Here is a 26,508-nt window from a genome sequence, read left to right on the forward strand (position 1 = left end):
CCGCCCGTAGCGATCTTGTCCCGGCAAACCGGTTACGGCGCGCCACCAAAGGCGAGCGTGAACCAGTTTGTGGTTGGGTTGCTAAGCAGGACGAGGTGAATCATCGCTGCCAGCAGGAACAGGAAAACGCCCTGTGCCACGAAAACGCGGCGCGGGTCGAAAACCAGCCAGATCTTGTAGAACTGTGCCATGTCTTTTTCCCTTCCTTACCAGCTGAACCAGGGCAGCTTGATGTACGTCAGGATATGAGCGACGACTGCGACGACTGTGAAAAGTCCGAAGCCGCTCATATACACTGCGTGCAGCTCCTGGGCCTGCTCGTCAGTGAGACCTGTGAAAGACAGGTCCGAATTGTCAGCCATGTTTTGTCTCCAAAAGGTACTGACGCCGCGCAGCCCCCGCGGCCGGGTTACGACAGAAGCTCTTCCTCTGCCCTAATCCGCCAACCCACGGGGGCATGGCGAATGTCGTGTGCCCTGATGGGCAAATGTCGTGCCGCAGCTTCATGCGTTGAATATATGCGGCGTGATGATCCGGGCCTGGGTCCAGGCCTTGGCGAAGGGTCCCTTTTCGGGCAGTTGCATCTGCCGTGCGGCGCTGAGCGTCCAGGTCAGGAACGCGAGCGGCAGGGTCGCCAGAAAGATCAGCGTGAAATAGGCGTAGTATTCCCGTTTCGGTGGGGCTGTCCGGTTACGGACGAGTGGTGCGTCACTGGTGAAGTCAGTCATTGTGGTCCTCCCGAAGTGGCGTTGAGGGTCTCGACCGTTTCCAGAACCACCCGGTTCTGGCCAGCGTCGAGGGCCGCGCGCTCGGCTGCATCACGCAGCGTTTTGGCGGCCGAAATACGTGTGAGGATCGGATGGGTCGCAACGATCTCATCCAGTTTCGCTTGCGCGTCGGCATCCCACGGGAAATCGCGGCGCAAAGGTGTGAGTGTTGCGTCGCCCGCATCCATGTCGGTGGCGAGCGGCAGGATGTGGAAAAGCGCGTCGAACAGCCCGTTGCAGACCTCTTGCAGCAGGTAGGTCGCACCTGCGTAGCCCATGAATGGCGTTCCTGTCGCGCGCCGGATTGCGGCGCCGGGGAAGCTGGCGGGGATGAAGACAGGCTGCGGCCCATGCCCGGCCTTCATCTCGGCCATGTACATCTTTTCATTGATCGACCCGAGCACCACGAGCGGGCGTTTGGTCTGGATCAGGCTGCGGACTTCTTCGTTATTCGTCTTCTTGCCGCGGCAGCGGGCGACCGCGAAGGCGCAAGGGAAACCCAGATCGTTTTCGAGGAAATTGCGCACGCCCCTTGCATAGGTTTCGTTCGCGACGATCCCGAATTCGGCGGTGGCAAAGAAATCCTGCGTGACCGAACGCCAGAGGTCCCAGACGGGTTTAATTGTCGAATGCTTCTCGCGTTCGATGAAGGGTTCCGGGTCGAGGTCCAGCAATTCACCCAGCTTGCGCAGAAACTTGGTTGTGCTGTCGATGCCGAACGGCGCTTGCAGGTATGGCTTGCCCAGCACTTCGCACAGCCCGCGCCCGAATTCGCGATACATGGTGATGTTGACGTCGGCATTCACCAGATTGCGCATCTCGGCCACATGGGCACCCAGCGGCATGACCATGTTGATCTCGGCCCCGATTCCTTCGACCAGACGTCGGATTTCGGCGAGGTCAGAGGGCATGTTGAACGCGCCATACATCGGTCCGAGGATATTCACGCGGGGCTTGGCATCTTCTTCGCGCTTCTTCTCAGGCGGCATCCGCCCTTTGGTCATCCCGAATTCTGTGAAGATCCAGGTCATTGCCCGGTCGGCGCATTCCCATTGATCCTCATCAATCGTACGCGGCAGGAAACGTTGAATATTGGTGCCTTGCGGAGTGACACCGCCGCCGATCATCTCGGCGATTGAGCCCGTCACGACGACGGCGGGCAGTGCCGGGTCCAGCACATCCCAGGCACGTTTCATCGCCTCTTCGGTGCCTTCGCCCATCTCATCTTCGCTGAGGCCGGTGACAACGATCGGCAACTCATGGGGCGGTAGACCATCGGTATAGTGGAGGACAGATGTGACGGGCAGGTTTTCGCAACCGACCGGGCCGTCGATCACAACCTGCAGGCCCTTCACGGCGCAGAAGGCGTAAACGGCACCCCAATAGCCGCCAGCGCGATCATGATCGGTGATCAGCATGATCCGCCTCCCACGGCCCAAAAATCTTCGTCACGAAGATTTTTTCCCACCGGAGAATTTTGGCCAAAATTCTTCATATCATTTCCTGCGCTTTGGTGGCGCGGGCCATTTTGTCGAGCTTTTTCTGATGCTGCGCCCGGAAGTCGGGCCGCAGATTGGGCGACCCTTCCCAGACGCCTGCTGTATCCTCGACCCCAACACCTTCGAAAAAGGCGCGCATCCGGTCCATCTTTTCCTTCCCTGCAATCGCCGTATTGACCACCTGAGCCAGCGAGCCCCCACCCGCTGGCCCCATGAGTGGCCGTGCCGAAATCAGATTGGTGAAGTAGAGCGCCGGGATGCCCCGCTCTTTCGCGTGCTGGACCACCGGTGTTGTGCCGATGGCGAGGTCGGGTTTGATCGCATCGACGGCAGCCAGATCATCCTCGAGCGAGGCGCGGTAGGTTACCTTCACGCCCTTACCTTCGAGCCATGCGGCGTCATCGGCAGACCATGGTGTTTTCGGGCAAGCCGTGCCGACATACGGCACGTTCGCGCCACTTTCGACGAGCAGGCGCGCGACCAGAAGTTCGGAGCCTTCGTAGCCCGACAGTGTGATCGTGCCGTTGATCTTTGCCCCTTCCAGCGCGCCTTTTATCGCGGGCAGGAAGGCGTTTTGCGCGGCGGCGATTTGCGCTTGCGGGACGTTGAACACATCACCGATCTGCGCGAGCCATGCTGCCGTGCCGTCATGACCCACGGGGGCCGAGCCGATCACCGGGCGCCCGGCGGCTTTGAACGACCGGATCGCCGCCGTGTAGAACGGATGGATCGCCGCGACCGCGCCACAATCGAGCGCTGCATAAAGTTCGCGCCATTCGCGTGTCGGCACGACCGGACCTGTGGCGAGGCCCATGGGGGCCAGCATCGCGCCGATCATCATCGGGTCTGCGGGAAACATCTCGCCCAGCATGGTCACGGTCGGGCGGTCGGATTTTCCGCCGACGGGTGCTTGGACGGGTCCGGCGGCGATTTCTTCGCGCGCATAGTCCAGCATCGCGCCTGCCAGCACATCCTTTGCCTCGGCATGGGTCGGGATGCCGAAGCCGGGGACGTCGATGCCGACGATCCGCACGCCGTTGATCTCGCGGGGCAACAGCCGCAGCGGCACGCCAGAAGCTGTGGGCACGCAGAGGTTCGTCACCACAATCGCGTCGTAGCGATCCGGGTCGGCCATGTCGTGGACGCTTTCGCGGATGTCCTCGAACAGCTTGCCGGTGACGAGTGTCTCGGAGTTGAACGGCACATAGCCGACCGACCGTCGCGCGCCGTAGAAATGTGAGACGAAGGTCAGCCCATAAACACAGCAGGCGGACCCAGAAAGTACCGTGGCCACACGTTTCATCCGTAGGCCTACGCGCAAGGATCCGAATGCCGGACACATGCTTTGTGGCTGGTCGTGGGGTCCTTGCGGATAGTCCTTGGCGTATTGGTCGAGGATGTCGGATTTGCCTGCCTCGCGCGCGGCGGCCTCCATCGTCGCCGCTCCGGCGGTACATCCGCCTTCAAGCGCTATGGCGTCCCGGACTTGATCCGGGACCTCTGCCCGCGCCTGGCCCTCGATGATCTGGACATTGCCCGCGTCATCGTAGCCGACTTCGTATCCCTGCACGTCAGGCGTCGTCATAGATCACCTCGAGCGACTCTTTTGGCTTGGCATGCTTGCCGCGCATGTCGGCATCGGTGGCGGGGACCAGTTGGTAGTCGCCGCCCGTATCCTTCGCATCGAAGAGGCCCAGCAGACCGTCCTGATCCAATGGTGTCGGGCGGACAGGCGGCGCGCCAGCGACGGCTTCGGCCAGGCCGGCGAACATGTCGCCCCATTGGGATTTGGACGTACCGACGATCTGGTAATTAGCGGATTTCTTCCGCAGGTCGTCATCCTGCGGGATCGCGGCGAGGATGGGGATGTCGACGGCTTTGGCGAAAGCAGCAGCCTCGCCCGTGCCGTCATCCTTGTTGATCACAAGGCCCGCGACGCCGACATTGCCGCCGAGCTTGCGGAAATATTCGACGGCGGAGCAGACGTTGTTCGCCACGTAGAGGCTTTGCAGGTCGTTCGACCCGACAAGGATCACCTTTTGCGCCATGTCCCGCGCGATCGGCAGGCCGAAGCCGCCGCAGACGACGTCGCCCAGGAAATCGAGCAAGACGTAGTCGAAATCCCAGTCGTGGAAGCCGAGCTTTTCAAGCAGTTCGAAGCCGTGGATGATCCCGCGCCCGCCGCAGCCGCGGCCGACCTCGGGCCCGCCAAGCTCCATCGCGAACACGCCGCCGCGTTTGAAGCAGACATCGCCGATCTGGACCTCTTCACCGGCGATTTTCTTTTTCGCAGATGTTTCGATGATCGTCGGACAGGCCTTGCCACCGAAGAGCAGGCTGGTCGTGTCGGATTTGGGGTCGCAGCCGATCAGCAGCACGCGCTTGCCCATCTCGGCCATCATGTGGCTGAGATTGGCTAGCGTGAAGGATTTGCCGATCCCACCCTTGCCATAGATCGCGATGATCTGGGTTTTGGATGTGGGTTCGCCTTGGGGCACCTCCAACGAAGGCTCTTCCGCCGCCTCATCCCGCAGACGCTGATCGAAATCCTTGAGATTTGGTATTTCGTCCTTCATGCGGTTCCCCAGTTCAGGATCATTTTCAGGCAATGCGGATCGGTGAAGGCGGTTTCGTAAGCCGCCTTGGCCGCATCAGCCTTGTGTTGGTGAGTGATCAGGTCGGCGAGTTCGAGCGTCCCGGCCTCGACCAATGCCTTCGTTGCGGTCATGTCATCGGGTGTCCATTCCGCGCTGATGCGCAGCCGCGCCTCTTTCATGAAGGCGGGTGGGAAAGCGAATTGCAGGGGCGCCGTGTAGAAGCCCGCGAGCACGATTTCACCGCCTTTGGCGATGCGCCCGATCAGATCGTTGAGCAGATCGCCTTGGCCGGAGGCGTCATAGATCGACTGATAGTCGCGGCGCGTGTCGGTGTCGGGTGTCATGACTTCGTAACCTTGGGCGCCGGTCATGCGGACAGGATCAACCTCCCACACTGTCGGCGCGGGTGCGCCGGCGGCGATGGTCAGGCGGGCCAGAAGACGACCCAGAACACCGTGGCCCACGATCAGATCCGGGACCGCCTTACCGTGCCCCGCCATTGCATGGCGCGCTGTGGCCGCAAGCGCCAACAAGGCACCGGCGGCACCAAGCCCCCGATCAATACGGGTGACCCGCGATGCGTTAGTCACGATGGTTTGCGCAGCCGCCCCGAACAATCCATGCGCGCCATCATAACAATTTGCACCGGGCACGAAGATATGATCGCCAACTCGCAGGCCGCTGTCCGGGCCTGCCTCGACGATTTCGCCAGCGGCCTCATAGCCGGGGATCAGTGGATAGCCCATACCGGGGAAGGGCGGCATTTCACCAGTCCAGAACAGCTTTTCCGTACCGGTCGAGATGCCCGAGTGCCTGATCTGCACGACCACATCAGCTGCCTTTGGCGGCGTGATGCCGATGCGATCAAGGCCCAGTTTTCCGGGCGCTGTCAGTATGACTGCCTTGGTGTCCAAAACGTCTCCCACATGTCGCATCTGCCCCCACGTGGACTCACCCGCGACACTCTGTCCTTGCCGTCAGTCTAGCTTGACGCAGCGTAGTGTCAATCAATTTAGACATACAAAGTGTCAATCTAGCCTGACACCAGTTATCACCGAGGTGACAAACGGCCTTGCGGTCCGCTGCCGGCCGATGCGGGCAAAACCGGCTTGCGCCATGAGCGCGCTAATATCGGCGGGCGCCCGGGCCTGCCCGGTTCGCATCGCCATACAGTAAAGGGCGAAATAAGCGTCACCGGGCCGCGTCGGACGTGCGCCGCCGGTCATCGGTTCCGAGATGAGGATACGACCGCCTTTGGGCAGCGCCGCGTACACGGCGCGCAGTAGCGCCCCGACCGTGTCGTCGCTGTGGTCATAAAGAACCCGCACGAGGCAGATCATGTCCGGACCCTTGGGCAAAGGATCGTCCCGGAAAGAGCCGGGGTGGATCGTGGTGCGGTCATCAAGCCCTGCAGATTCGAAGCGCGCTTGCGCGGCCGGAGCGACCGCAGGCAGGTCGAACAGGCTCAAACGAAGCTGTGGGTGCCGTGCCGCTGCGGCGCAGAGGAATGCCCCGCTGCCGCCGCCGACATCCATCAGATGCCGCACGCCATCAAGCGAGATTGCAGCCAGCGTATCCTCTGCCACGAGTGTCTGGCTGTCGGCCATCAGTTCAGAATAGGTGGCCGCCTGTTGCGGATCATCGGCGGCCCCGGCCCCAAAGACATAGGGCCAGAATGCGGCGAGTTCGGTTTCGACCTCGCCCCGGAAGAACGCCACCGGATCGGCGAGATCGCGGTAGAGCACATCGTGGTGGGCGATCATGCCTTTCAGGCCGGGCACAGTGGCCAATGCCGCGCCGCGTGTCGTCAGGGCATAGTTTCCGTTCCGCCGTTTGTGCAGTAAGCCAAGGGCGGCCCCACCGCAAAGCAGAGCGCGCATGCGGTCATCGGGCACCCGCGCGATGCGGGCCAAGGTCGGGGTAGGATGTTCGGCCTTTAGCAAGGCGTCGAAAATCTCAAGTTTCACGAGGGCCTGCAGGATTTGGCTATGGCAGAAGCCAGCAACCAGATCGAACATCGCTTCTCCCTCGTGCCGGACGATCCGACGGGTCAACGGAAAACGCGCAGCCCAGCTTTGGAAGCGGCGGGAGGCGACAAGGCGGATCAGCCAAGAGGATTTGCGGGGTATCGCTGGCGGATGCAGACCCGCGCCGGGCAGGTCCAGGTCAGCCATTATTCGCCAGGAACGGTGCGTTTGCGCGCGCCTGCGGGAACCAGTTTGTCGGCATAGGCGCGGACCATCTGCGCCAAGGCGGCCTCACCCGGGCAGGCGGGGATCGAGGCGATCGCCCCGCCAAGGATGTCGTCGAACCGCTGCACGGCACCGTAGATGCCAAGAGCCGCCACCGCGTTAGGCCGTCCGTGCAGGTCGTCTTGCCCTGCAGGTTTGCCAAGCGTGGCCTCATCGCACAGCGCATCACGCAGGTCGTCGGCGACCTGGAATGCCTCACCGATGCGGGCGCCGAGTTCTTCCCATGGTTCTGCCTCTTGCCCGGCGGCGACGGCACCCATCTGGGTGGCCGCGATGAAAAGTGCACCGGTCTTGGATTGGTGGTAGGCGGACAGGTCGATCTTGTCTTCGCTTTCCCAGCCTTGCCCCGCGCAAATGCCATTCGGCATGCCGGTGCGGGTGCTGAGGATTTCGATCAGTTGCATGGCGCGGTTCGGCGTGTGACCCGCTGCCATTGCCAGTTGTTGAAACGCCATGATGATAAGGCTATCGCCAGTGAGCACTGCAAGAGGTTCCGAGAAAGCGCGGTGCAGTGCAGGCTTGCCCCGCCGTAGATCGGCATCGTCAAAACAGGGCAGGTCATCATGGACAAGGCTGGCGCAATGGATGACTTCCAAAGCCGCAGCCGCCGCATTTGTCAGGTCAGGTCGGTCATCGCCGCAGGCCATTGCCACGGACATCAGGATCGTTGGCCTGATCCGCGCCCCGCCGGGTTTGACGGCATAGTCAAGCGCCGCGGCCAGTTTGACCGGTGCCAGTCCACCCTGACCCTGTCGGATAGCGGCATTGACGGCTGTTTCGATCCGATCAGAGATTTTCATAGGAGTCTCCCGCTGACGGTTCATAGTGTCCATTTTAGTTTACATGTGTCAATGTAAATCCGATGCGACATGAATCCGAGCATAACGGTGCACCGAAAGTGGTTATTGTCGGTGCGGGTATTGGCGGGCTTTCCGCCGCTTTGCGGCTGCGCGCGCGTGGTTGTGCCGTCACCGTGCTCGAGCGGCATGGCGCGCCAGGCGGCAAGATGCGGGTGGTGGACAGCGATGCCGGACCTGTCGATGCGGGCCCGACCGTGCTGACGATGCGTGAGGTATTCGAGGATTTGTTCGCGGATGCGGATGAGATATTGTCCGATCATCTGACACTGACACCTCTCAAGACGCTCGCCCGGCATTTCTGGGATGATGGCACGGTGCTGGACCTGAGTGCCGATCCTCTGGAAAGCGCAGCCAACATTCGCGCCGTTTTCGGGGATACGGCAGCCCGACAATTCGCCCGTTTCGCGGCCCGTGCGCGGCGGTTGTTCAAGGCGTTCGACGCACCGATGATGAGAACGGCGGCGCCGGACCAGATGGCCGTGACCCGGACCGTCCTTGGCCAGCCCCGTCTTATCGCGGATATGGCCCCGCATCGCAGCCTTGCGGGGCTTTTGCGGGGCGCCTTTAGCGAGCCGAAACTTGCGCAGCTTTTTGGGCGCTACGCGACCTATGTGGGCGGATCGCCTTATGCGTCGCCCGCGATTCTGGCGCTGATTTCGCATGCCGAGGCGCGGGGCGTCTGGACCGTCGAAGGGGGGATGCATCAGGTCGCCCGCACCATCGCAGCCTTGGCGAAGCAGAAGGGTGTCGTGTTTCGCTATGACAGCCATGTCACGCGGATCAGCCAGCAAAATGGCCGCGTGTCCGGTGTCGAAACCGCTACCGGTCATATTGCGGCGGATGTCGTTCTGTTCAACGGCGATCCGCGTGCTTTGACCATGGGGTTGCTTGGACCTGCACCGCAGAGCGCCGTGCGGGCTGATGCAGTCGAACCCCGCAGCCTGAGCGCGTGTGTGCAGGCCTTTGCGGCGATCCCGGAAGGCGTCGATCTTGCGCATCACAACGTCTTTTTCGCGCATGATCCGGCGGCGGAGTTCAAGCCGCTGGCTACGGGCCATATCCCGACTGACGCCACCCTTTATCTATGTGTGCAGGATTACGGCGCCGCCGGGCCAGATGCCCTGCAACGCTTTGAGGTCATCCTGAACGCCCCACCCAATCCCGATATCCCGCCAGAGGAGGCAAGCCGATGTCAGACACAGATATTGGACAGGTTCAAAACATTCGGGCTGACGTTTACGCCGACCCCGACCACGGCGGCACTGACGATGCCGGAGGGTTTCGACGCATTGTTTCCGGGCAGCCAAGGGTCGCTTTACGGGCGCAGCCCGCACGGGCTGATGGCGGCGTTCAGGCGCCCGACGGCACGGACGACACTGCCGGGCCTGTACCTGTGCGGGGGCGGGGCGCATCCGGGGGCGGGTGTGCCGATGGCGACCCTCTCCGCCCGGCATGCGGCAGATGCGATCATGACCGACCATTCTTCAACCTCGACGTCCCGCCCAACGGCTATGCCTGGTGGTATGTTGACGGGATCAGCGACTGCGGGATCAAAGCCGTCAGCGTCATAGGGTTTATCGGTTCGGTCTTTTCGCCGTGGTATGCGTGGTCGGGGCGCAAGGACCCGGCCAATCATTGCTGCATCAACGTGGCCACCTACGGCCCTGGCGGGCGGTTCACGATGACCGACCGGGGGCGGGAAGCACTGAAGACGACGGCGAACACTTTCACTGTGGGGCCATCCAGCATGCATTGGAACGGTGACGCACTGGTGATCAACGTCAATGAGATTGCGAGCCCGCCGCTGATCAGTCGCGTGCGGGGGCAGATCATCGTCACGCCGCATGCCCTCACATCCGTTGAAATGCCGTTGACCGAAGACGGTACGCATGTCTGGCGGCCCTTCGCGCCCTCGGCCGATATCAAAGTCGATCTGGAGGCGAAGGGCTGGCAATGGTCGGGTCACGGCTATTTCGACGCGAATTTCGGGACCCGCGCGCTTGAGCAGGATTTCAGCTTTTGGACGTGGGGGCGGTATCCGACCCGCGACGGGGCCACATGCATTTATGATGCGACGCGACGTGATGGGACGACGCTGGATGCCGCGGTTGCGTTTGATCGTGACGGTCGGGCCTGGATGGTTGACGCCCCGCCGCGTACCCCGTTTCGTCGGTCATTGTGGCAGGTTCGGCGCGAAACACGAGCCGATCCGGAAACGACGCCACGCCAGGTGCTGAATATGCTGGATGCGCCATTTTATTCCCGCTCTGTCGTGCAGACCCAACTGAACGGTGAGATCGTGACTGGCGTGCATGAAGCGCTTGACCTGAACCGCTTTGCGTCGCCTTTGATCAAGCCGATGCTGGCCGTGCGCGTGCCGCGGCGACGGGATTGGCCTGCGCCATAGCCCGGTTACTCAGCCGGTTGCATAAGACCGGCAATGGCCGTGTCATCCGTAGAAACATGTATGATGCAACGTGCGCGGCCACCCGCCTTGGCCCGGTAGACGGCTGCATCCGCGATCCGCAGCGCGTCGAGCCGCGTCAGCCCCTTGCTGGCAACGGCGACGCCGACTGACATAGTCACACGGACGATCTGCGTGTCCTCGGCCACAAAATCGAAACCGGCGCTGATCCGATCGCCCGCATCGCGCATCGTCCCTTGATCGGCATGCGCAAGAAAACTGGCGAATTCCTCGCCCCCCATTCGCGCGCATGTGCCCATGCCATCCAGAATGTCCGCTACATGCGCAGCCATCTGTGCAAGGCAGCGATCACCCGCATCATGGCCAAACTGATCGTTGATCCGCTTGAAATGGTCGATATCGATCACCATCAGCGCTTGCCCGGCCCTTAGCCGTTCTGGCGTGTTGCCCATGAACCAGCGTCGGTTCGGCAGCCGGGTCAATGCGTCGCGGTTTGCCTGTTTGTAAAGCCGTTCCTGCAGGCCGTTCAGGTGACCGATCAGCAAAAGTGAAAAGCTGCACATCGGTAGTGCGGTAAAGGTGGCATCGGTAAAGTTTTTCAGGAAATCGTTTTTGTGAAGCGGGCCATCCATGACAAGGTCGCGCAGGTCGTTCAGCACACCACAGATGAACAGGAACACGACCAGCTTGGCTGCAAAGTCGATTTTGTCCCTTGGGGCCGTAAATCGTACAAATCGTTCCAACCGCCACTCCGCCCATGGCAAACGCTAACCGGCCCAGCCGCGATTCGAATGGACCTACACAAATGCTTACGCGGTCGGGCCTAACACATTGCTAAGACAAAATGGTTAACGGCTCTCGCTGAGGGTGATCACGGTTCCGCCAGCGGCCCGCGCATCCTCCGCGTCATGCGTGACCATCAGAACCGGCAGCGCCCGTGCCCTTGCCCGGTCGAACACCATGTCGCGGATTTGGGCCCGTCGGGCCGCATCAAGGCGCGAGAATGGCTCATCCAGCAGCAGTGCGCATGGCTCTGACAGGAGCATCCGCATCAAGGCCACCCGTGCCTTCTGTCCGCCGGACAGCGTGGCCGAATCGCGGCTGGCATAACCGGCAAGGCCGACTTCCTCCAATGCCGCTTCGACCTTGGTCAGCCGTTCTGCCCGCGAACCGCCGGGCCGCAGCCCAAAGGCCAGATTCGCGCCCACAGACAGATGCGGGAACAGCAGATCGTCCTGAAAAAGGATACCAACGCGGCGCTGGTGCGGGGGGGCGTGCGTGATGTCATGCCCGTCCAGCCAGACGGCACCCATCGCATCGAAACCCTGTGCCAACGTCCCTGTCACGAAAGACAGCAGCGTTGATTTGCCCACGCCGGATGGCCCCATGATCGTCAGGACCTCGCCCGGGCCGATCCGGTGATTGACCTCTAAAAGGATGGCGCCGTCTTTTTCGATACAGACATCGCGCAGATCCAACCCCTCATCCATGCCGCAGGCCCTTTCTGTTGCGCCAGATCAATGCCGGGATCAGTAGCACCAAGGCAAATGGAATCAGTGCCGCACCGGTTTGCATCAGGCTATAGACACCGATAGCCCGGCGATCACCGCCTGATGCAAGTGCGACGGCCTCGGTCGTCAGTGTCTCTACCCGGCCGCCGCCTATCAAGAGCGTCGGAAGGTATTGCCCGACCGAAACGGCCAGCCCAACCGCAAGGGCGGTCAGGATGGGCCGCAACAGCATCGGCAGTCTGACGCGCCACAGGACGCCATCCGGGCTTGCCCGCAAGGCGCTCGCGATGGTGCCCATGCGATGATCCCATGCGCGGTAGGGGTCGGCAAGCGAGAGAAAGACATAGGGCAGAACAAAGACCAAATGGGCCAGCATGACGGGCAGCAGCCCCTTGTCCGCGCCTACGTTCAGCAGCAGTGTCTGCAAGCCGGGCAGGAAGGCCGTTTGCGGGATCAATAGCGGTAGGTAGAGCAACCAGACCGATCGCTGGCCGAAACGCAGGCCGTGGCGATGCTCGGCTTCGAGGCAGCCGATGGTCAGTAGCAGGGCGATGAATGCAGCAGTGCAGGCGATCAGAGCGGTTTTGCCGAATGCCTGCAGCGTGCCGGGCCCGTGCCGTTCCCAATTCTGCAAAGTAAAGCTATCGGGCAGCGCGTCAGGGAAGCCCCAGAACCCGGCAAGGGACCATATGGCGAGGATGACAAGGCCCAAGAGAACCGCAAGCGCCGAAAGCGATGCCATGCTGAGTGCCATGCCTGCGACTATCGGGTCGGCCTTGCCCCGTTGTCCCGTGTAGATCCAGCGGCGCCAAAGACGGGATACGCCAATCTCGCCCAGCCGCCAGAGCGCAAGTGCGCCGATAACCAGCGCCAACTGCAAGAGCGCCGCAGCCGCCCCTTCCAGCCGCATGGCAAGGTCGGGGTCGGACATCAGCTTGACGATCTGTACCGAGAGCGAGGGCGGCGTGTTGGGCCCGAGGATCACAGCGACATCGACGACCGACATCGCATATGCAAGGACGACATAGACCGGCGGTCTGATTTGCGCGTAAACACGTGGGAACACCGTCTTGAGCCAGCCTGTCAGACGCCCGTAACCCAGTGCTTGCGCAACCCTCACGCTGCGTGTTGCATCGGCCTGACCAAGCGCGGCGAGGGTGATCAAGAGCAGGAAGGGCACCTCTTTGACGATCAAGCCCAACGTCATCGTCAGGCCCCAGCTGTCTTGCACGATCAGTAAGTCTGGGGGGCGTTCCCACCCCGTGAGTGTCGGTGATGCAGCGCGGGCGAGCCACCCGGAGGGTGCGATCAGGAAGGCGAGGCCAAAAGCGGCAGCAGCGTGGGGGACTGACAGCAGTGGTGAGAGCAGCCGCTCGATCGCGCGGAACGGGCGCGTACCGGACCATCCCGCAGTGAAAAGGATGACAATGGCCAACGAAATCAGCGTGGCAAGAAGACCCGTGCTGAGCGAGAGAAGCACCGCGCGGGGCAAACCTGCCCAATCGAAAAGCTCGCGGAAGGGCTCGAGCGACGGGCCAGTCAACCCAGCGGCGGGCAGGTGCCCGAATGCAGGAAGAAGCGTGCCCCAAAGGCCCGCGACCACCGGGCCGAGCATGGCAAGGAGAGTAATGAGCGGCAGAGCAGGGAGAAAACGGCGGGTTTTCATGGGTGACCCAGCCCCGGACTTGATCCAAGGCCGTCGCGCTTTATACGAGGTCCCGGATCAAGCCCGGGACTGCGCTGTAACCAATCATGCACGCCTTACTGTGCCACCCCGTAGCGTTCGATCCAATCATCGGCGATGCGGGTCATCCAGCTTGGATGCGGTTCGGCTTGTACTGTCCCAAGTTCTGCCGGGGACAGGGTGGCCACGCCAAGTTCCAGCGCATCGAACAAGGCGCGGTCTTCGGCGGACAGCGCGTCCACGTCGAGGACGGTGCCATATCCCAGCACATCGGGATCCTGCGCGCGCGCTTGCGCCTCGGGTGACATCAGAAAGTTGGCGACGACCATCGCGGCAGCCTTGGACCCGGAATTGTAGGGGATCGCGACGAAAGAGGCGTTGCCGATGGTCCCCTTCTCCAACACGAAGGTCCGCGCCGTTGGGGGCAACTGATTGTTGGCGATGGCTGCCGTGGCCTCGCCCGGACTGAAGGAAATTGCCAGATCGATCTCACCATCCGCGATGAGCTGTAGCTGGGCCGGTCCCGTCGCCGGATATGCGCGGCCTTCGCGCCAGAGAACCGGGGTGAGTTCGTCGAGAAACGCCCAGAGCGGTGCTGTCACGTTGTCGTAGTTCTTATCGGTGGCCGGTTTCGCCAGCACTGTTGGATCATCCAGCAAATCGACCAGCGCCTGTTTCAGAAAGGTGGTTCCCAGGAAATCCGGCGGTTGCGGATAGGTGAAGCGGCCGGGGCTCGCCTGCGCCCAGGACAGGATCGCGTTCATATCCGGCAATGCCTCGTCCAGATCCTCGGTGTCGTGGATAAAGACGACCTGCGCCATGGCCCAGGGGCTTTCGAAACCTTCCGTTGGCACGGTGAAATCAGTCTGCAGCGTCTTGCCGTCCACATCGACAATAGCCCAGTTCGGCAGTTGTTCGGCATAGGGGCCGAACAGCAGGTCCGCGTCTTTCATCGCGGCGAAGTTGGCGCCGTTGATCCAGATCATGTCGATGGCGCCGTCATCATTTTCGCCCGCCTGTTTTTCGGACAGGACCCGGGTGACGGCATCGGCGGTATCGGTCAGTTTCACATGTTCCAGGATCACGCCATAGTCTTCGGCCACACGTTCCCCGACCCACGCGATAAAATCGTTCGTGGTCGTCGAGCCGCCCCAGGCGTTCCAGTAAACCGTCTGGCCTGCGGCCTCTGCGGTGACGGCATCCCAGTCGGCGGGGTCGGGGTTGGCGAAGGCGGCGACGGGCGCCAAAAGCGCGGCCAGCACGGCAAGATGTTTCATGGATGATGTCCCTTCAGGTCGTGTAGATTTGTTTGGCGGCATAGATGCGCAGCGTTGCCGTGGCAAAGCAAAGCGTGCCGAAGATCCAGGCGAGCGGTGCGAAATAGTCGGGGAAAAGGCAGAGGAGGACAAAGAAGATTATCGTCTCGGTCCCCTCGAGGATGCCGTTCGAGTAGTAGAGCGATTTCTGGCCCTGTGCGTCGGTCTTGTGCCCGTGTTTCTCGGCGAGGATGGCGTAGCCGAGGAAGCTGGTGCCGTTGAAGTAGAACGATGTCAGCAGGAATGCGCCCGCCATGCCATTCTCCACGGGATCAAGGAAGACAAAGGCCATCGGGATCGCGCCGTAGAACAGGAAATCGACGGTTATATCGAGGTATCCGCCGAAGTCCGTCTTTTGCGTCGCGCGGGCCACCGCCCCGTCCAGCCCGTCGGCCAGACGGCTGGCCAGGAGGGGGATCAGCGCCCAGCCCGGCGCGCCAAGGGCGATCGTCAGGGCGGCCAGCAGCCCCAGCCCCAGCCCGATCAATGTCACCCCGTTCGCCGTAAAGCCTGCAGCGGCAAGGCCTTGGCCAATCTGGTTCAACGGCGGATCAATGATGTTGCGGGCGTGGCGGTCGAGCATCGAGTTTTCCAGAAAAGATGCTGTCTTGTGCCGTAAGCATTACGATCACGCAATCTTGGTGACGGGAAAGTGACGATCCGGCCCCTGATTGACATATCGCCGCTACCGCGTGCCTCGCACACCCCAATCCCCACGGTTCAACTCAAGGTCGATGGGCAGGACGCCGAGGAGGTTCAGCCGGACTTCGACCTCTTGCGCGCGGTCGATGGCTTCTTTGGAGTAGTTGGGGTGACCTTGCATCGGTTGCCAGAAATCCGATTGGGTGATGACCAAGGTGCCGCCATTCATCGGGCGCACAATCTCGGCCTCGGGCACGTCGGATGGGGACAGGTCAAAGGGGAGCCAGCCGATCCAGCGGATACCGACACGATTACGGGCAAGCGGGTGGAAATGGACGAGGTATGACACAGACCCGAAGGCAAGATGCTGCGGGCGTTTCCATGTGGTGACCGCATCGACCAGACCGATCAGGTGATTGAGTTGCAGGCCGTGAGTGGGGTGGGGGCGGCGGATTTCGCCGTTAAGTTGGGTCGCGTATTGACCCCACGTGTAGCTGAAGCTGTAGAACAAGAGTTCTGCCTGAATGGCTTTGTCGTAATTGTCAGCAATGCTGACGTCGAATTGATCGTCGTGGTCATTTAGTTGCCGATATTCCTCAACGTAGGCTTGTTGGTCTATCTATAGCCTATTGGCGCTCATCATCCAGCCAAGATCAAAGCCGGGAACCTTTTCAATGCAACGCAAGGCACTAAAAAAGTCTTGGACGCCTGCATCAAACCCGTACTTGTGAGGCGCTAGTTTAGTAGAAAGTTTCAGATCAATTTGTGTCATTCTGACCTCCAAACGGCTTCACTTCCATTTCATGATACCATCCGTCGATTTCGGTTAGAAAAAGCGCACCAACGTAAGTGCGGGTGATCCCGTGGCTAAACACCCATGTCAGATGGACTTCTCCGTTATGCGGTGCGACCGCCAAGTGTTGATTGCGTCCTTGTATCACCATGCGCCTGAAGGCTTGCAGCGTACCGCCCTTTCTTGTCGCCCATTCTTGCAATTCTGGCACGCCATGCTCCCATTCCGGCGTCGGCACATCGCTATGTCGCAGAAAACCGTTATAGCCATGCTTTGCCTCATACAAATGACACTCGGTCGGATGTAGCGCGTCAAAATCAATGCCCTTCCATTCCCATTCCTGAATTTTCGCCGTCTCAGGGGCGTACCAATGCCACGGAAATAGAAAGTGCTGATAGTCATAGCCACGTTTCTGAGCAGCAGGCGTTTGTGGCGCAGCCGTTGGCTTAGCCTGCCCCATATCTCGCGCGGCACATTCGGGGCAGTCGCGGCAATGAGGTTCTTCTTCGACGTTGGCGGGGCGGACCCTTTCCGGTTGTGGTTGCGGTTCTTCTTGCGGCAATGGCTGTGTCGGGTTTTCCGGGTCCATCTCAGTGTCACGGAAATCTGTGGGTGGCCGGGGCCGTGGGGTGCGCGGTGGCGGCAGTGGTTGCGGTTCGGGGTCCGGGTTGGTGCGTGGTTTGGTCCTTGGGATCGGATTTGTGCGTGTCGGTGGATCGGAAATGGGGCCGCGAAACCGGCTCACGATTTCATCCAACAATGTCTTGATTGCTTTCCCCGCCATCACCACCACACCTTTTCGGGCTGGCCCGCGCGCATGGCGCCAAGTTTCGGGAACGTGCAATAATCGTTGAACCGGGTGTCGGGTGTGCCGGTCGGGTTGGACATCATCTGTTGGAACAGCGCGTCCTGCCAAAACTGGGCACGCCAAAGACGCCCAGCTTGACAAAGCGCATGCGCAGGTTGCGGTCTTTGATGCCGAGGTTCAGGACCCGCTGCCGTGCGTCGGTAACGGCGGCCAGCAGATCGGGGTCGGAAAGGTGCGCTACTTCAGACTCGTGTGTGTCCCGAAAGTCAGCGGCGAGCTTCTTGTCATTTGCCAGATGCGCCGCCGCGCGTCCGGTTTCCCACATTTTCGGGGTGAGTTTAATGTCACCATGAAATCCGCAAAGGAAAGCCTTGCATGCACGATACATCTATCGCGTGCGCTGACAAGCGCTACTTTTTTTCGGAAGAGCAATGTATCTCAGAGGGTTATCTGTGCGAGATCCAAGAGCGGCGACAGTGAGACGACATCTGTTTGCGCCAATGGATCGGCTGCGCTGAGCGCCCCGAAATCGTAACCTGTCATTGCTTCCAAATCAGCGATCCGCACTTGAAATGTGCCGAACGCGCCGAAGGTGAAATCGGCCATTTGATCTTGTCGCAGCATCTGCAGGACGAATTCACTTTGGCCCAGAACATAGCTGGTGGCGTGCAGTGACGCGCCATCCTCGGCAAGCATGCTGACCACCTTAAAATAGTTCAGCGGGAGCCGCGCGCCGCTGTCCCCCAGCGGCGGGTCTTCATCGGAAAAGATCGGGCCGGTGAACACATTCGCCCGCAATCCGAAGGTCCGGGTGCTTTCCATGATGTAGTTTTCGAGGCCCAGCCATGTGTCGTTGTTCTGGTTGAGGTCCTCATGCTGTGGGCTCGCAACGGTGTAATGGTAGGTGTCGTCGTTCGCCTGTTCAGCAGTCGCCCGATCCCGTCCCCAATTCGTAGCAGCGCGACGGATCATGTGGCCCCGGTCAATGTCCGGATTACCGAAATCCGCCCGGCCCAGTTGCGCATCAGTGGGGATACGCCCGTCTTTGCGCCAGCGGTTGCTGCGGCGCCTGATCGGGATTGTTTGGCTGCCGTCGATGTTCAGCGCGGCGATGACCGGGCTTTTGCGATTCAGACTGTAGAGGATGCTGAAATGCTGATAGCGCAGCTCATTCGGGCGGTCATCCGTTGCATCGCTGGGACGGGCGAGGTTCAGCGGGACCATTGGCAGCGGTACTGCGACGTCGCCAAGGAAAGCGCGGTCATAGCCGTCGCGCCCGGCAAAATGTTGTGGCGGTCGGATGTCGTCCATGGTTGCAGGCTAGGAGATGGGCCCGTGCCCCTCAACCGCATCGGCGCTTTACAGCCATCGCCGCCCGTCCAATAGTCGGAGTCATGGAGAACCTGACCCAAGCTATCGTCGATCGCCGCGAGGACCTGATTGCACTGACCCAGGACCTGATCCGCATCCCAACGCTGAACCCGCCCGGCGCCGGATACCGGACGATTTGTGACTACCTGGATCGGCGCTTGCAGGCGTCAGGCTTTGAAACTGAACTGATCCGCGCCCGCGGTACGCCCGGCGACAGCGACAAGTATCCGCGCTGGAACGTGATCGCGCGCCGTGACGGCCGGACCAGCGGCGATTGCGTCCATTTCAACAGCCACATCGATGTGGTCGAGGTCGGACATGGCTGGACAAGGGATCCGTTTGGCGGTGAACTGGACGATGGGAAGATTTACGGACGTGGCGCCTGCGATATGAAGGGCGGTTTGGCCGCGTCGATCATTGCCGCCGAGGTATTTATCGCGACCCATCCCGACTATGCCGGGGCCGTAGAGATTTCGGGGACAGCGGACGAGGAATCGGGTGGTTATGGCGGTGTCGCCTACCTCGCGGAGAAGGGGTATTTCGACCCTCAGCGTGTTCAGCACGTGATCATCCCCGAGCCGCTGAACAAGGACCGCGTCTGCCTTGGCCACAGGGGCGGTTGGTGGGCCGAAATCGAGACCTTTGGTGAAATCGCCCACGGTTCGATGCCTTTCCTTGGCGATTGCGCGGTCAGGCATATGGGGGCTGTGCTGACCGAATTCGAGGATAAGCTGTATCCCGCCATGGCGGCGCGCACGACTGACATGCCTGTCGTGCCGGAAGGGGCCCGGTCATCGACGATGAACATCAATTCGATTCATGGCGGCCAGCCTGAACAGGACGAGGATTATACCGGCCTGCCTGCCCATTGCGTCCCGGACAGCTGTCGGATCGTGATCGATCGGCGTTTTCTGGCGGAAGAGAATATTGTGGATGTGCGGGACGAGGTGACCGCGCTGCTGGAAGGGTTGAAGGCTGAACGGGACAGGTTCGATTACGACCTGCGCGAGATCAACGTCGTCCTGCCCAGCATGACGGATCGCGATGCGCCGATTGTCCAGACCGTGGCGGCACAGATCGAGCAAGTGCTTGGGAAACCTGCAGAGTTTGTTGCCTCACCCGGCACTTATGATCAGAAGCATATCGACCGGATCGGGAAGTTGAGGAACTGCATCGCCTATGGACCAGGGATACTGGAGCTGGCGCATAAGCCTGATGAGTATGTGGGCGTCGAGGATATGCTGGATAGCGCCAAGGTGATGGCAGGCGCGCTGGTGGATATCTTACGCCCCGAGTAGGTCTGCGACGCTGAGGTCCCGGTTCAGGCCCGGGACTGCGTATTTCCTTCGGGTAAGCCAAGCGCCTTGTGAACCTCCGGCATCGACCTGACAGGGGTGGCACCGCTGCCGTTGGCCCGGCTTTGGTCGCCATCGGCAAGGAAGGCGAGGCAGCGTATGCCTGTAGCCTTTGCGGCCTGAAACCCAGCGGGCATGTCGTCGATCATAATCGTCTCATTCGGACCCACACCAGCGTCAGCCATGATTTTCAACAACATATCAGGCGCAGGTTTGGGGCCGTGATCGTGCCCCGAATAAATACGGCCTGCGAAGCGGTCCCAGAGACCGCTTGGGGTCAGCGAGATCGCCATCTTTTTCATGGGCCCGTTCGAGGCGATCGCCCGTTTGACACCTTTCGCATCAAGTGCGTCGAGCAGATCAAAGAGGCCGTCATATGTCGGCACACCTTTACGGAGTGCGGTGAAGATCTGGTTATAAATCTGGTCAAGCCAATTTTCGGGCAGCTTGGCCCCCCGCTCGATCGCCTCATCGCGCACCCCGGCCATCGTGCCGCCCGCGAACAGCCGATGAACCTCGTCCGGTGCGATGGGTAGGCCGTGGGTCGTCAGGTTTTCTGCGATGACTACGTCGGTTACCGGTTCGGTGTCGACCAGCACGCCGTCGCAATCGAAGATGACCAGTTCGATGTTGTCCATCAGGCGGCCCTTTGCAGAAAGGTGATCCAGGTATCGCCATAGCGGCGTTGGTCGGCAGTTTGGAAGCCTTGTGGGGCGATTTGCGGTTGGCTTTCTTCCCAGACGATCAGCGCGTCATCCGCGATCCAACCGTTTTCGGTTGCGGATTTCAGAGCCTTTTGTCCCAGACCTTTGCCATAGGGCGGGTCGAGGAAGACCAGCTTGCAAGGGGTGCCTTTGGGCAATCGGGTTGCGTCGCTTGTGATGAGCATCGTGTCCCCGGTCCGGTCCAGCTTTGCGATGTTGGCGCGGATCAGCTTTTGCCCGGCCCGTCCGTTTTCGACGAAAGTAACATGGGTGGCGCCCCGCGAAAGCGCCTCCAGGCTCAGCGCGCCGGTGCCTGCGAAGAGGTCGAGGACGCGGGCGTCGGTCACTCGGTCGCCGAATCGACCGCCTTGCAGGATGTTGAACAGGCTCTCGCGCACCCGGTCGGTCGTGGGCCGCAGATGTGCGCCTGCGTCCCCTTTGCCGACGGATGCCAATGCCGTGCCGCGATGTTGGCCGCCGATGATCCTCACGAGGTCAAAAGCGCTTTCATGTCCGTTGCCGGGTCGATGATTTGGGAGGGGCTGGGGCTCCGCCCGGCCTCGATCAATCGTTTTCCGATCATGTAGTTGCGCGGATCATTCATGGCATCGACGGCGATAAGCTGATCGCCCTTGTAATACCAGTGCGACTGCACGCCGGTGGTGTCGCCTTTGCGGACATAGACATCGGTATAGCCAAGATTCAGCCCCGCGATCTGTAGTTTACAATCGTACTGGTCGGACCAGAACCACGGTTTGGCGATGTAGGGCTGTTCACGCCCCAGCATGTTCAATGCGACCGTCTCGGCCTGATCGATGGCGTTGCCGACGCTTTCGAGCCTGATGCGCTGGTCACCCCATATCAGCGATGCACAGTCACCGGCCGCCCAGATGCGCGGGTCCGATGTGCGGCCATGGCTGTCGGTCGTGATGCCGTTGTCGACGTCCAGACCTGCGGCCCCGGCCAGGATCGTCGCAGGGGTGATACCGACACCGACAATGGCGAAGTCGATGTCGAGGTGCATGCCATCGGACAGTTCCGCACCGGTCACATGATCGTCGCCAGTCAGGCGGGTCAGGCCGACGCTTTCGCGAATATCGACGCCGTGAGTCTGATGCAGGGCGCGGAAATAGTCCGACGTTTCGGGCGCCGCGACCCGTTGCAGGATTCGGTCAGCCATTTCGATCAGCGTGACTTTTAAGCCGCGTTTGGACGCGACGGCGGCGGCCTCCAGCCCGATGTAACCACCGCCGATGATCAGAACATGTTTGCCCGCCTCAAAGGCCGGGGCCATCGCGTCTGCATCCGCCAGATCGCGCACGGCAAAGACTCCGTTCAGCATTCCACCCATCTTGCGCGGCAAGGTGCGCGGATGTGCGCCGACGGTGAGCGCCAGTTGGTCATAGCCCAGACGTGTGCCGTCGTTGGTTTCAACCACTTGGGCGGCGCGGTCGACGGCCACGACGCGGGTGTTCAGACGGAGGGTGATGTTCTGATCGGCATAATAGTCCGCTGGCCGCAGATACAGCCGTTCTTCGGCCATTTCTCCAAGCAGATAAGCCTTTGACAGCGGCGGCCGCTGATAGGGTGGCACAGGCTCGGCCCCGATCAGGGTGATCTCGCCGTCAAAGCCTTCGCCGCGCAGTTTCGCCACGAGCGACGCCCCGGCCTGCCCTGCGCCGACAACGATAATGTGAGCCATGTGCCTGTCGCCTTTGCCCGTTGGTGTCTTGCTGTCGAAAACTCTATATGCGAGTGATCTGTGGATACAAATACGAACAGGGGCGAATGATGACGATCAAACAGGGTGACACGCTGCCCGATGCGACACTGCTGCAGATGGGCGAAGATGGCCCGCAGCAAGTGGCGCTGGGGGATAAGCTGAAGGATCGGAAAGTGGTGATTTTCGGCTTGCCGGGCGCTTATACAGGGACGTGTTCAACCGCGCATGTGCCCAGTTTCATGATCACCCACGACGACTTTAAGGCAAAGGGCGTGGATGAGATTATCTGCGTGGCCGTCAACGACCCGTTCGTGATGAAGGCCTGGGGCGATACGACCCGTGCCACGGATTCCGGGATCACGATGCTGGCAGATGCGGAAAGCAGCTTTACCAAAGCGATCGGTATGAATTTCAGCGCGCCGCCCGTTGGGTTCGTTGACCGGTCCAAGCGCTATTCGATGCTGGTCGAGAATGGCGAAGTGAAGATCCTGAACGCTGAAAGCAATCCCGGCGAGTGCGAAATCTCGGCTGGTGAGACACTGCTCGAGCAGATGGACGCCTAGGAAAAGGGCGGCTTTCTGGCCGCCCGCTGTCATTCCGCCGCGCTGACGATCGTGCGCGTCGGGAACGGGATATTGATATTGGCGGCGTCGAGCGCCTCTTTCACCTGCCGCTTCATATCAGCCTGATAGGCGAAATAGACTGCGCTGTCGCACCACACCCGGACGAGGAAATCGACCGAAGAACTGCCGAGGTTGTTAACCTGAATGAATGGCTCCGGGTCTGACTTGGAGCGTTCGTCTGACATGATCGTGTTGCGGATCACATCCTCGGCCTGCTTGAGGTTGACCCCGTAGCCAACGCCGAACGTCCATTCGGCCCTACGTAATGGATAGGTGGAGTAATTGACGATGGTGTTTCCCCAAACTTCGGAATTGGGAATGATGATCTGGACGTTCCCGATAGAGGCCAGTTCGGTGTAGTTCAGGGTGATATCTTTCACCGTGCCCATCTGTCCGTTCACTTCGACGAAATCATTGATCTTGATGGGGCGGAAGAAGACGATCATCACACCCGCAGCCACGTTGGATAGCGTGCCTTGCAACGCGAGACCAATGGCGAGACCGGCGGCACCGATGACGGCGATGACGGATGTTGTCTGCACGCCGAACGTGTTGAGCACGAACAGGAAGGCAAAACCGACGACGACATAGCGCGCGATATTGCCAAGGAAGTTGAACAATGTCTCATCCAGATGCCGGTGCTTTTCGCCCAGCCGGACAAGCCGCTTTCGCGCCCAGCCGCCGATAATGAAACCGACAATCAGGATCAGAATCGCAGCGACGACACTGCCGAAGATCGAGGCGAGAAATTCGAGGGTCAGCAAATCTGCGGCGGTTTTGCCGCCCCAGATTTCGGTATTCAATAACTCTTCCAACTTAGTCTCCTGCGAGCGCGTCCATCTTGGCGCCCAGTTTCGCGTCCAGTGCCGATAAACCATCGGCGTCGTGGGTGGTTAGCGTAACCTCCACGGTCTTGTAAACATTGGACCATTCCGGATGGTGGTTCCATTTTTCGGCCCAGATCGCGGCCTTTGTCATGAACCCGAAAGCCTCGACAAAGTTCCCGAAGACGAATTTTTTATGGATCGCGTCACGGCCATCTTGCAACGCCCAGCCGTTATCCAAAAGCGGTTGGATTTTCTCGGTACGCTCGGCCTCGGTCAGTTTGTCGGTCATTGCTGTTCCTCCTGATGGGTTTTGCGAAAGGGGCCGTAACTGGTCAGCACCTCGATTTCGTGATCGACGGCGTTCCGTTCGGCCTCAAGATATCGTTCGACGGCGTCCCGAAAAGCGGGATCGCCGAACCAGTGTAACGAATGGGTGGCCGTCGGCATGTAGCCGCGGGCGAGTTTGTGTTCGCCTTGCGCCCCGGCCTCGACCTTGCCGAGGCCGTGGGCAATGGCAAAGTCGATGGCCTGATAGTAGCACAGCTCGAAATGCAGGCAGGGATGGTGTTCCGTGCAGCCCCAGTAGCGCCCGAACAGGACGTCGCGCCCGATGAAATTGAGTGCCCCGGCAACAGGTCGGTCGTCGCGGATCGCTAGCGTCAGCATCATGTCATCCCGCATCGTCTCGTGCGCAAAGTGGAAGAAGTTGCGCGTGAGGTACGGCGTCCCCCATTTGCGATTGCCAGTGTCCTGGTAGAATTGCCAGAAGGCATCCCAATGCTCTTCTTTGATGGCGTCACCCGTCAGCGCGACGATCTCGCCCCCGAAATCCTGCGCCTGCTTGCGTTCCTTACGGATGTTCTTGCGTTTGCGGCTGGACAGGGAGGCGAGGAAATCGTCAAAGGTCGCATAGCCGTCATTCACCCAATGGAATTGCTGCCCTGTGCGATGGAGTAGGCCCATTTCGGCCCCCGCGATGGCCTCGGCTTCGGTACAAAAGGTGCTGTGGACCGAGGACAGTTCGTTGTCGGCGGCGATCTGGATCGCGCCTTGGATCAGGGCGGACATACCTGCGGCCTCATAGCCGGGGCGGGTGAGGAACCGCCTGCCAGTGGCGGGGGTGAAGGGGACGGCGATTTGCAGTTTGGGGTAATAGCGCCCGCCCGCGTTTTCATAGGCATGGGCCCAGTTGTGGTCGAAGATGTATTCGCCCTGGCTGTGGCCCTTGGCATAGAGTGGCGCGACGGCGGCGATTTGGCCATCGATTTTGGCGGTCAGGTAGCGGGGTTGCCAACCAGAGCCGGGGCCGACCGATCCGCTGTCTTCCAGCGCTTTGAGGAAGCGGTGGGTTGTAAAGGGGTCGTCGGGTCGTCCTTCATTGGCCTCGGGGCAGGCACAGGCGTCCCAATCAGCGGGGTCGATGCCGTTGATCGTCGGGTGCGCGGCGATTTCGATGGGCGTATCATCCATGAACGTCAACTTGGGCGGGCGCGAGCCGCCGTCAAGCCAGATAGCCTTCGAAGGTGACGTTATCCACGATCTCACGCGCAACAGCCTCGGCCTGTGCGCTGCGGATGGTCCAGCAGAGGATAGTTGCGCCCTGGTCCTTCAACTCCGCGACACGGGGGCGGCGCAGGTCGGTGGCTTCGTGGCTGATGAAACAGCTGCCGGTTCGCGCATAGTCCGGTATCTCGCGCAACACGTCCCGGACCTGATCCGGAACTTCTGGCCAGAATTCGGCGCGGTAGCTGGATGTGACCAGACCGCGGGGGATATCTGGCGCGATCTCGGCCAGTTTGGCGACGCTGTGCGGGTTGAAAGACATGAGCGCGACGTCGCCTTTATAGCCTTCAAGCGCATCGGCAGTCGCTTCTTCAAGCGCGCCGATATTGGCGCCCATGCTACCGTCCTGATCCTTGATCTCGATCAGCAGTGGGACCTGTCCGGTCACCAACGCCAATACATCCTCCAACGCCGGGATCGTACCGCCATCATCGGTCAGTTCGATCGCCTCCAACCCTGTGCGTGTTCGCGCGCGGACGGCACCGTTTTCCGCGGTCAGCCGATCCAGATCGTCGTCATGGAAGACCATCGCGTGCCCATCCGCGCTGAGCTGCAGGTCGAGTTCGATTCCATAGCCCGCATCGATCGCGGCTTTGATCGACTTTACGCTGTTTTCGACCCGCCCGGCCTTGCGATCATGCAAGGCGCGGTGGGCGATGGGGCGGGCGAGGAAGGACGCAGGCAGCGTCATTTGATCTGGAAAATCGCTTCGATTTCGACGGCGACGCCGAACGGCAGGCTGCCCGCGCTGACGGCGGAACGTGCATGACGGCCCCGGTCGCCGAGTGCCGCGACAAGGAAGTCAGACGCGCCGTTGATCACCTTGGGTTGGTCCGGAAAATCGGGGGCAGAGTTCACAAAACCGGTAAGTTTGACCACACGCACCAGCCGTTCGATGTCGCCGCCGCAAGCCGCCTTGAGTTGCGCCAACAGGCTAATCGCGCAGGTTTTTGCGGCCTTGGCGCCGTCTTCGACACTGAGGTCCGCGCCCAGCTTGCCGGTGATCATGCCGTCTTCGTCCATTGAGATCTGGCCGGATACATAGACCATGTCGCCTGCGATCACGTAAGGAACATAGTTCGCGGCAGGCGCAGGCGCGTCCTGTAAGATTACACCCAGTTCGGCCAGCTTTGATTCAATTTCGCTCATTGCATCCTCCGTTGTTGCCGTGACGCTAGCGGGCAACTC

30 protein-coding genes are annotated in these 26,508 nt (G+C 60.9%); 4 read left to right on the forward strand and 26 right to left on the reverse strand.

Features of this window, described 5'->3' with window-relative positions:
• Positions 1–32 precede the first annotated feature (32 nt).
• The 9 genes from pufA to V8J85_RS17055 form a co-directional block, all read right to left on the reverse strand.
• Entirely contained in the window at positions 33–191 is a 159-nt protein-coding gene (gene pufA, locus V8J85_RS17015; RefSeq protein WP_339954968.1) for a light-harvesting antenna LH1, alpha subunit, read from the reverse strand.
• A gap of 15 nt (positions 192–206) precedes the next feature.
• Positions 207–362: a light-harvesting antenna LH1, beta subunit gene (gene pufB, locus V8J85_RS17020; RefSeq protein WP_339954969.1), complete on the reverse strand. Its 156-nt coding sequence runs from the start codon at positions 360–362 to the stop codon at positions 207–209.
• A gap of 141 nt (positions 363–503) precedes the next feature.
• Positions 504–728: a cytochrome PufQ gene (pufQ, locus tag V8J85_RS17025; protein WP_339954970.1), complete on the reverse strand. Its 225-nt coding sequence runs from the start codon at positions 726–728 to the stop codon at positions 504–506.
• Complete coding sequence (bchZ, locus tag V8J85_RS17030) at positions 725–2,185, reverse strand: chlorophyllide a reductase subunit Z (protein WP_339954971.1); 1,461 nt, start codon at positions 2,183–2,185, stop codon at positions 725–727. Before bchZ ends, pufQ begins: the two co-directional genes overlap by 4 nt.
• 73 nt (positions 2,186–2,258) lie before the next feature.
• Positions 2,259–3,851, reverse strand: coding sequence for a chlorophyllide a reductase subunit Y (bchY, locus tag V8J85_RS17035; protein WP_339954972.1), 1,593 nt, complete (start codon positions 3,849–3,851; stop codon positions 2,259–2,261).
• Entirely contained in the window at positions 3,838–4,842 is a 1,005-nt protein-coding gene (locus V8J85_RS17040; RefSeq protein ID WP_339954973.1) for a chlorophyllide a reductase iron protein subunit X, read from the reverse strand. Before V8J85_RS17040 ends, bchY begins: the two co-directional genes overlap by 14 nt.
• A complete protein-coding gene (bchC, locus tag V8J85_RS17045; protein WP_339955066.1) occupies positions 4,839–5,777 on the reverse strand; it encodes a chlorophyll synthesis pathway protein BchC in 939 nt (312 codons plus the stop codon). Before bchC ends, V8J85_RS17040 begins: the two co-directional genes overlap by 4 nt.
• A gap of 114 nt (positions 5,778–5,891) precedes the next feature.
• Positions 5,892–7,037 carry a methyltransferase gene (locus tag V8J85_RS17050; RefSeq protein WP_339954974.1) on the reverse strand — a complete coding sequence of 382 codons (1,146 nt, stop codon included), beginning with the start codon at positions 7,035–7,037 and terminating at the stop codon, positions 5,892–5,894.
• On the reverse strand, positions 7,037–7,915 hold the full coding sequence (locus V8J85_RS17055) for a polyprenyl synthetase family protein (RefSeq protein ID WP_339954975.1): 879 nt from the start codon (positions 7,913–7,915) through the stop codon (positions 7,037–7,039). Before V8J85_RS17055 ends, V8J85_RS17050 begins: the two co-directional genes overlap by 1 nt.
• 62 nt (positions 7,916–7,977) lie before the next feature.
• Between V8J85_RS17055 and crtD the strand changes: the two genes are divergently transcribed.
• Together crtD and crtC are read left to right on the forward strand one after the other, a co-directional pair.
• Positions 7,978–9,546 (forward strand): 1-hydroxycarotenoid 3,4-desaturase CrtD, encoded by a 1,569-nt coding sequence (gene crtD, locus V8J85_RS17060; protein ID WP_339954976.1) that lies wholly within the window; start codon positions 7,978–7,980, stop codon positions 9,544–9,546.
• Positions 9,510–10,382 carry a carotenoid 1,2-hydratase gene (gene crtC, locus V8J85_RS17065; protein ID WP_339955067.1) on the forward strand — a complete coding sequence of 291 codons (873 nt, stop codon included), beginning with the start codon at positions 9,510–9,512 and terminating at the stop codon, positions 10,380–10,382. Before crtD ends, crtC begins: the two co-directional genes overlap by 37 nt.
• A 5-nt stretch (positions 10,383–10,387) precedes the next feature.
• Here the strand turns inward: crtC and V8J85_RS17070 are convergent, their stop codons facing one another.
• The 9 genes from V8J85_RS17070 to V8J85_RS17110 all read right to left on the reverse strand — a co-directional run bounded on the left by V8J85_RS17070 (position 10,388) and on the right by V8J85_RS17110 (position 18,465).
• On the reverse strand, positions 10,388–11,143 hold the full coding sequence (locus V8J85_RS17070; protein ID WP_339954977.1) for a GGDEF domain-containing protein: 756 nt from the start codon (positions 11,141–11,143) through the stop codon (positions 10,388–10,390).
• A 105-nt stretch (positions 11,144–11,248) separates the two neighbouring features.
• Positions 11,249–11,890, reverse strand: a complete 642-nt coding sequence (locus V8J85_RS17075; protein ID WP_339954978.1) for an ATP-binding cassette domain-containing protein — start codon at positions 11,888–11,890, stop codon at positions 11,249–11,251.
• Positions 11,883–13,577 (reverse strand): ABC transporter permease, encoded by a 1,695-nt coding sequence (locus V8J85_RS17080; RefSeq protein ID WP_339954979.1) that lies wholly within the window; start codon positions 13,575–13,577, stop codon positions 11,883–11,885. Before V8J85_RS17080 ends, V8J85_RS17075 begins: the two co-directional genes overlap by 8 nt.
• 95 nt (positions 13,578–13,672) lie before the next feature.
• Entirely contained in the window at positions 13,673–14,872 is a 1,200-nt protein-coding gene (locus tag V8J85_RS17085) for an ABC transporter substrate-binding protein (protein WP_339954980.1), read from the reverse strand.
• Between the two features lie 13 nt (positions 14,873–14,885).
• Positions 14,886–15,494 (reverse strand): CDP-alcohol phosphatidyltransferase family protein, encoded by a 609-nt coding sequence (locus V8J85_RS17090; RefSeq protein ID WP_339954981.1) that lies wholly within the window; start codon positions 15,492–15,494, stop codon positions 14,886–14,888.
• 102 nt (positions 15,495–15,596) lie between these two features.
• Entirely contained in the window at positions 15,597–16,064 is a 468-nt protein-coding gene (locus V8J85_RS17095) for a hypothetical protein (RefSeq protein WP_339954982.1), read from the reverse strand.
• Between the two features lie 247 nt (positions 16,065–16,311).
• On the reverse strand, positions 16,312–16,806 hold the full coding sequence (locus V8J85_RS17100; protein WP_339954983.1) for a Tox-REase-5 domain-containing protein: 495 nt from the start codon (positions 16,804–16,806) through the stop codon (positions 16,312–16,314).
• A 427-nt stretch (positions 16,807–17,233) separates the two neighbouring features.
• Entirely contained in the window at positions 17,234–17,542 is a 309-nt protein-coding gene (locus V8J85_RS17105) for a hypothetical protein (protein ID WP_339954984.1), read from the reverse strand.
• 50 nt (positions 17,543–17,592) lie between these two features.
• On the reverse strand, positions 17,593–18,465 hold the full coding sequence (locus V8J85_RS17110; protein WP_339954985.1) for a DNA/RNA non-specific endonuclease: 873 nt from the start codon (positions 18,463–18,465) through the stop codon (positions 17,593–17,595).
• 83 nt (positions 18,466–18,548) lie between these two features.
• Between V8J85_RS17110 and V8J85_RS17115 the strand changes: the two genes are divergently transcribed.
• Positions 18,549–19,823, forward strand: a complete 1,275-nt coding sequence (locus V8J85_RS17115) for an acetylornithine deacetylase/succinyl-diaminopimelate desuccinylase family protein (protein ID WP_339954986.1) — start codon at positions 18,549–18,551, stop codon at positions 19,821–19,823.
• 23 nt (positions 19,824–19,846) lie between these two features.
• Here V8J85_RS17115 and V8J85_RS17120 read toward each other — a convergent pair whose 3' ends face one another.
• The 3 genes from V8J85_RS17120 to V8J85_RS17130 are packed head-to-tail and all read right to left on the reverse strand — an operon-like array spanning position 19,847 to position 22,286.
• The gene (locus V8J85_RS17120) at positions 19,847–20,518 is read right to left on the reverse strand and encodes an HAD family hydrolase (RefSeq protein WP_339954987.1); all 672 of its coding nucleotides are present in this window, start codon (positions 20,516–20,518) and stop codon (positions 19,847–19,849) included.
• On the reverse strand, positions 20,518–21,075 hold the full coding sequence (gene rsmD / locus V8J85_RS17125) for a 16S rRNA (guanine(966)-N(2))-methyltransferase RsmD (RefSeq protein ID WP_339954988.1): 558 nt from the start codon (positions 21,073–21,075) through the stop codon (positions 20,518–20,520). Before rsmD ends, V8J85_RS17120 begins: the two co-directional genes overlap by 1 nt.
• The gene (locus tag V8J85_RS17130; protein ID WP_339954989.1) at positions 21,072–22,286 is read right to left on the reverse strand and encodes an NAD(P)/FAD-dependent oxidoreductase; all 1,215 of its coding nucleotides are present in this window, start codon (positions 22,284–22,286) and stop codon (positions 21,072–21,074) included. Before V8J85_RS17130 ends, rsmD begins: the two co-directional genes overlap by 4 nt.
• 89 nt (positions 22,287–22,375) lie before the next feature.
• Here V8J85_RS17130 and V8J85_RS17135 point away from each other — a divergent pair, with 89 nt between their 5' ends.
• Entirely contained in the window at positions 22,376–22,870 is a 495-nt protein-coding gene (locus tag V8J85_RS17135; RefSeq protein WP_339955068.1) for a peroxiredoxin, read from the forward strand.
• A gap of 29 nt (positions 22,871–22,899) precedes the next feature.
• On the opposite strand, the gene V8J85_RS17140 is transcribed toward V8J85_RS17135, so the two are convergent.
• From V8J85_RS17140 to V8J85_RS17160, 5 genes are read right to left on the reverse strand one after another with little or no spacing between them, the layout of a single operon-like run.
• Positions 22,900–23,745 carry a mechanosensitive ion channel family protein gene (locus tag V8J85_RS17140; RefSeq protein WP_339954990.1) on the reverse strand — a complete coding sequence of 282 codons (846 nt, stop codon included), beginning with the start codon at positions 23,743–23,745 and terminating at the stop codon, positions 22,900–22,902.
• Between the two features lies 1 nt (position 23,746).
• Complete coding sequence (locus V8J85_RS17145) at positions 23,747–24,046, reverse strand: 4a-hydroxytetrahydrobiopterin dehydratase (protein ID WP_339954991.1); 300 nt, start codon at positions 24,044–24,046, stop codon at positions 23,747–23,749.
• The gene (locus V8J85_RS17150; RefSeq protein WP_339954992.1) at positions 24,043–25,227 is read right to left on the reverse strand and encodes a GNAT family N-acetyltransferase; all 1,185 of its coding nucleotides are present in this window, start codon (positions 25,225–25,227) and stop codon (positions 24,043–24,045) included. The genes V8J85_RS17145 and V8J85_RS17150 overlap by 4 nt, the downstream gene beginning before the upstream one ends.
• A 31-nt stretch (positions 25,228–25,258) precedes the next feature.
• Positions 25,259–26,011: a glycerophosphodiester phosphodiesterase family protein gene (locus V8J85_RS17155; RefSeq protein WP_339954993.1), complete on the reverse strand. Its 753-nt coding sequence runs from the start codon at positions 26,009–26,011 to the stop codon at positions 25,259–25,261.
• Positions 26,008–26,469 (reverse strand): RidA family protein, encoded by a 462-nt coding sequence (locus tag V8J85_RS17160; RefSeq protein WP_339954994.1) that lies wholly within the window; start codon positions 26,467–26,469, stop codon positions 26,008–26,010. Before V8J85_RS17160 ends, V8J85_RS17155 begins: the two co-directional genes overlap by 4 nt.
• Positions 26,470–26,508 lie beyond the last annotated feature (39 nt).

This window comes from Yoonia sp. 2307UL14-13 (assembly GCF_037572755.1).
GTDB lineage: Bacteria > Pseudomonadota > Alphaproteobacteria > Rhodobacterales > Rhodobacteraceae > Yoonia.

Coding starts and splice junctions, on each gene's coding strand:
- pufA (WP_339954968.1), bottom strand. CDS start 191: ATGGCACAGTTCTACAAGATCTGGCTGGTTTTCGACCCGCGCCGCGTT.
- pufB (WP_339954969.1), bottom strand. CDS start 362: ATGGCTGACAATTCGGACCTGTCTTTCACAGGTCTCACTGACGAGCAG.
- pufQ (WP_339954970.1), bottom strand. CDS start 728: ATGACTGACTTCACCAGTGACGCACCACTCGTCCGTAACCGGACAGCC.
- bchZ (WP_339954971.1), bottom strand. CDS start 2,185: ATGCTGATCACCGATCATGATCGCGCTGGCGGCTATTGGGGTGCCGTT.
- bchY (WP_339954972.1), bottom strand. CDS start 3,851: ATGACGACGCCTGACGTGCAGGGATACGAAGTCGGCTACGATGACGCG.
- V8J85_RS17040 (WP_339954973.1), bottom strand. CDS start 4,842: ATGAAGGACGAAATACCAAATCTCAAGGATTTCGATCAGCGTCTGCGG.
- V8J85_RS17050 (WP_339954974.1), bottom strand. CDS start 7,037: ATGGCTGACCTGGACCTGCCCGGCGCGGGTCTGCATCCGCCAGCGATA.
- V8J85_RS17055 (WP_339954975.1), bottom strand. CDS start 7,915: ATGAAAATCTCTGATCGGATCGAAACAGCCGTCAATGCCGCTATCCGA.
- crtD (WP_339954976.1), top strand. CDS start 7,978: ATGCGACATGAATCCGAGCATAACGGTGCACCGAAAGTGGTTATTGTC.
- V8J85_RS17075 (WP_339954978.1), bottom strand. CDS start 11,890: ATGGATGAGGGGTTGGATCTGCGCGATGTCTGTATCGAAAAAGACGGC.
- V8J85_RS17080 (WP_339954979.1), bottom strand. CDS start 13,577: ATGAAAACCCGCCGTTTTCTCCCTGCTCTGCCGCTCATTACTCTCCTT.
- V8J85_RS17085 (WP_339954980.1), bottom strand. CDS start 14,872: ATGAAACATCTTGCCGTGCTGGCCGCGCTTTTGGCGCCCGTCGCCGCC.
- V8J85_RS17090 (WP_339954981.1), bottom strand. CDS start 15,494: ATGCTCGACCGCCACGCCCGCAACATCATTGATCCGCCGTTGAACCAG.
- V8J85_RS17100 (WP_339954983.1), bottom strand. CDS start 16,806: ATGGGGCAGGCTAAGCCAACGGCTGCGCCACAAACGCCTGCTGCTCAG.
- V8J85_RS17105 (WP_339954984.1), bottom strand. CDS start 17,542: ATGTATCGTGCATGCAAGGCTTTCCTTTGCGGATTTCATGGTGACATT.
- V8J85_RS17110 (WP_339954985.1), bottom strand. CDS start 18,465: ATGGACGACATCCGACCGCCACAACATTTTGCCGGGCGCGACGGCTAT.
- V8J85_RS17115 (WP_339954986.1), top strand. CDS start 18,549: ATGGAGAACCTGACCCAAGCTATCGTCGATCGCCGCGAGGACCTGATT.
- V8J85_RS17120 (WP_339954987.1), bottom strand. CDS start 20,518: ATGGACAACATCGAACTGGTCATCTTCGATTGCGACGGCGTGCTGGTC.
- V8J85_RS17130 (WP_339954989.1), bottom strand. CDS start 22,286: ATGGCTCACATTATCGTTGTCGGCGCAGGGCAGGCCGGGGCGTCGCTC.
- V8J85_RS17135 (WP_339955068.1), top strand. CDS start 22,376: ATGACGATCAAACAGGGTGACACGCTGCCCGATGCGACACTGCTGCAG.
- V8J85_RS17145 (WP_339954991.1), bottom strand. CDS start 24,046: ATGACCGACAAACTGACCGAGGCCGAGCGTACCGAGAAAATCCAACCG.
- V8J85_RS17150 (WP_339954992.1), bottom strand. CDS start 25,227: ATGGATGATACGCCCATCGAAATCGCCGCGCACCCGACGATCAACGGC.
- V8J85_RS17155 (WP_339954993.1), bottom strand. CDS start 26,011: ATGACGCTGCCTGCGTCCTTCCTCGCCCGCCCCATCGCCCACCGCGCC.
- V8J85_RS17160 (WP_339954994.1), bottom strand. CDS start 26,469: ATGAGCGAAATTGAATCAAAGCTGGCCGAACTGGGTGTAATCTTACAG.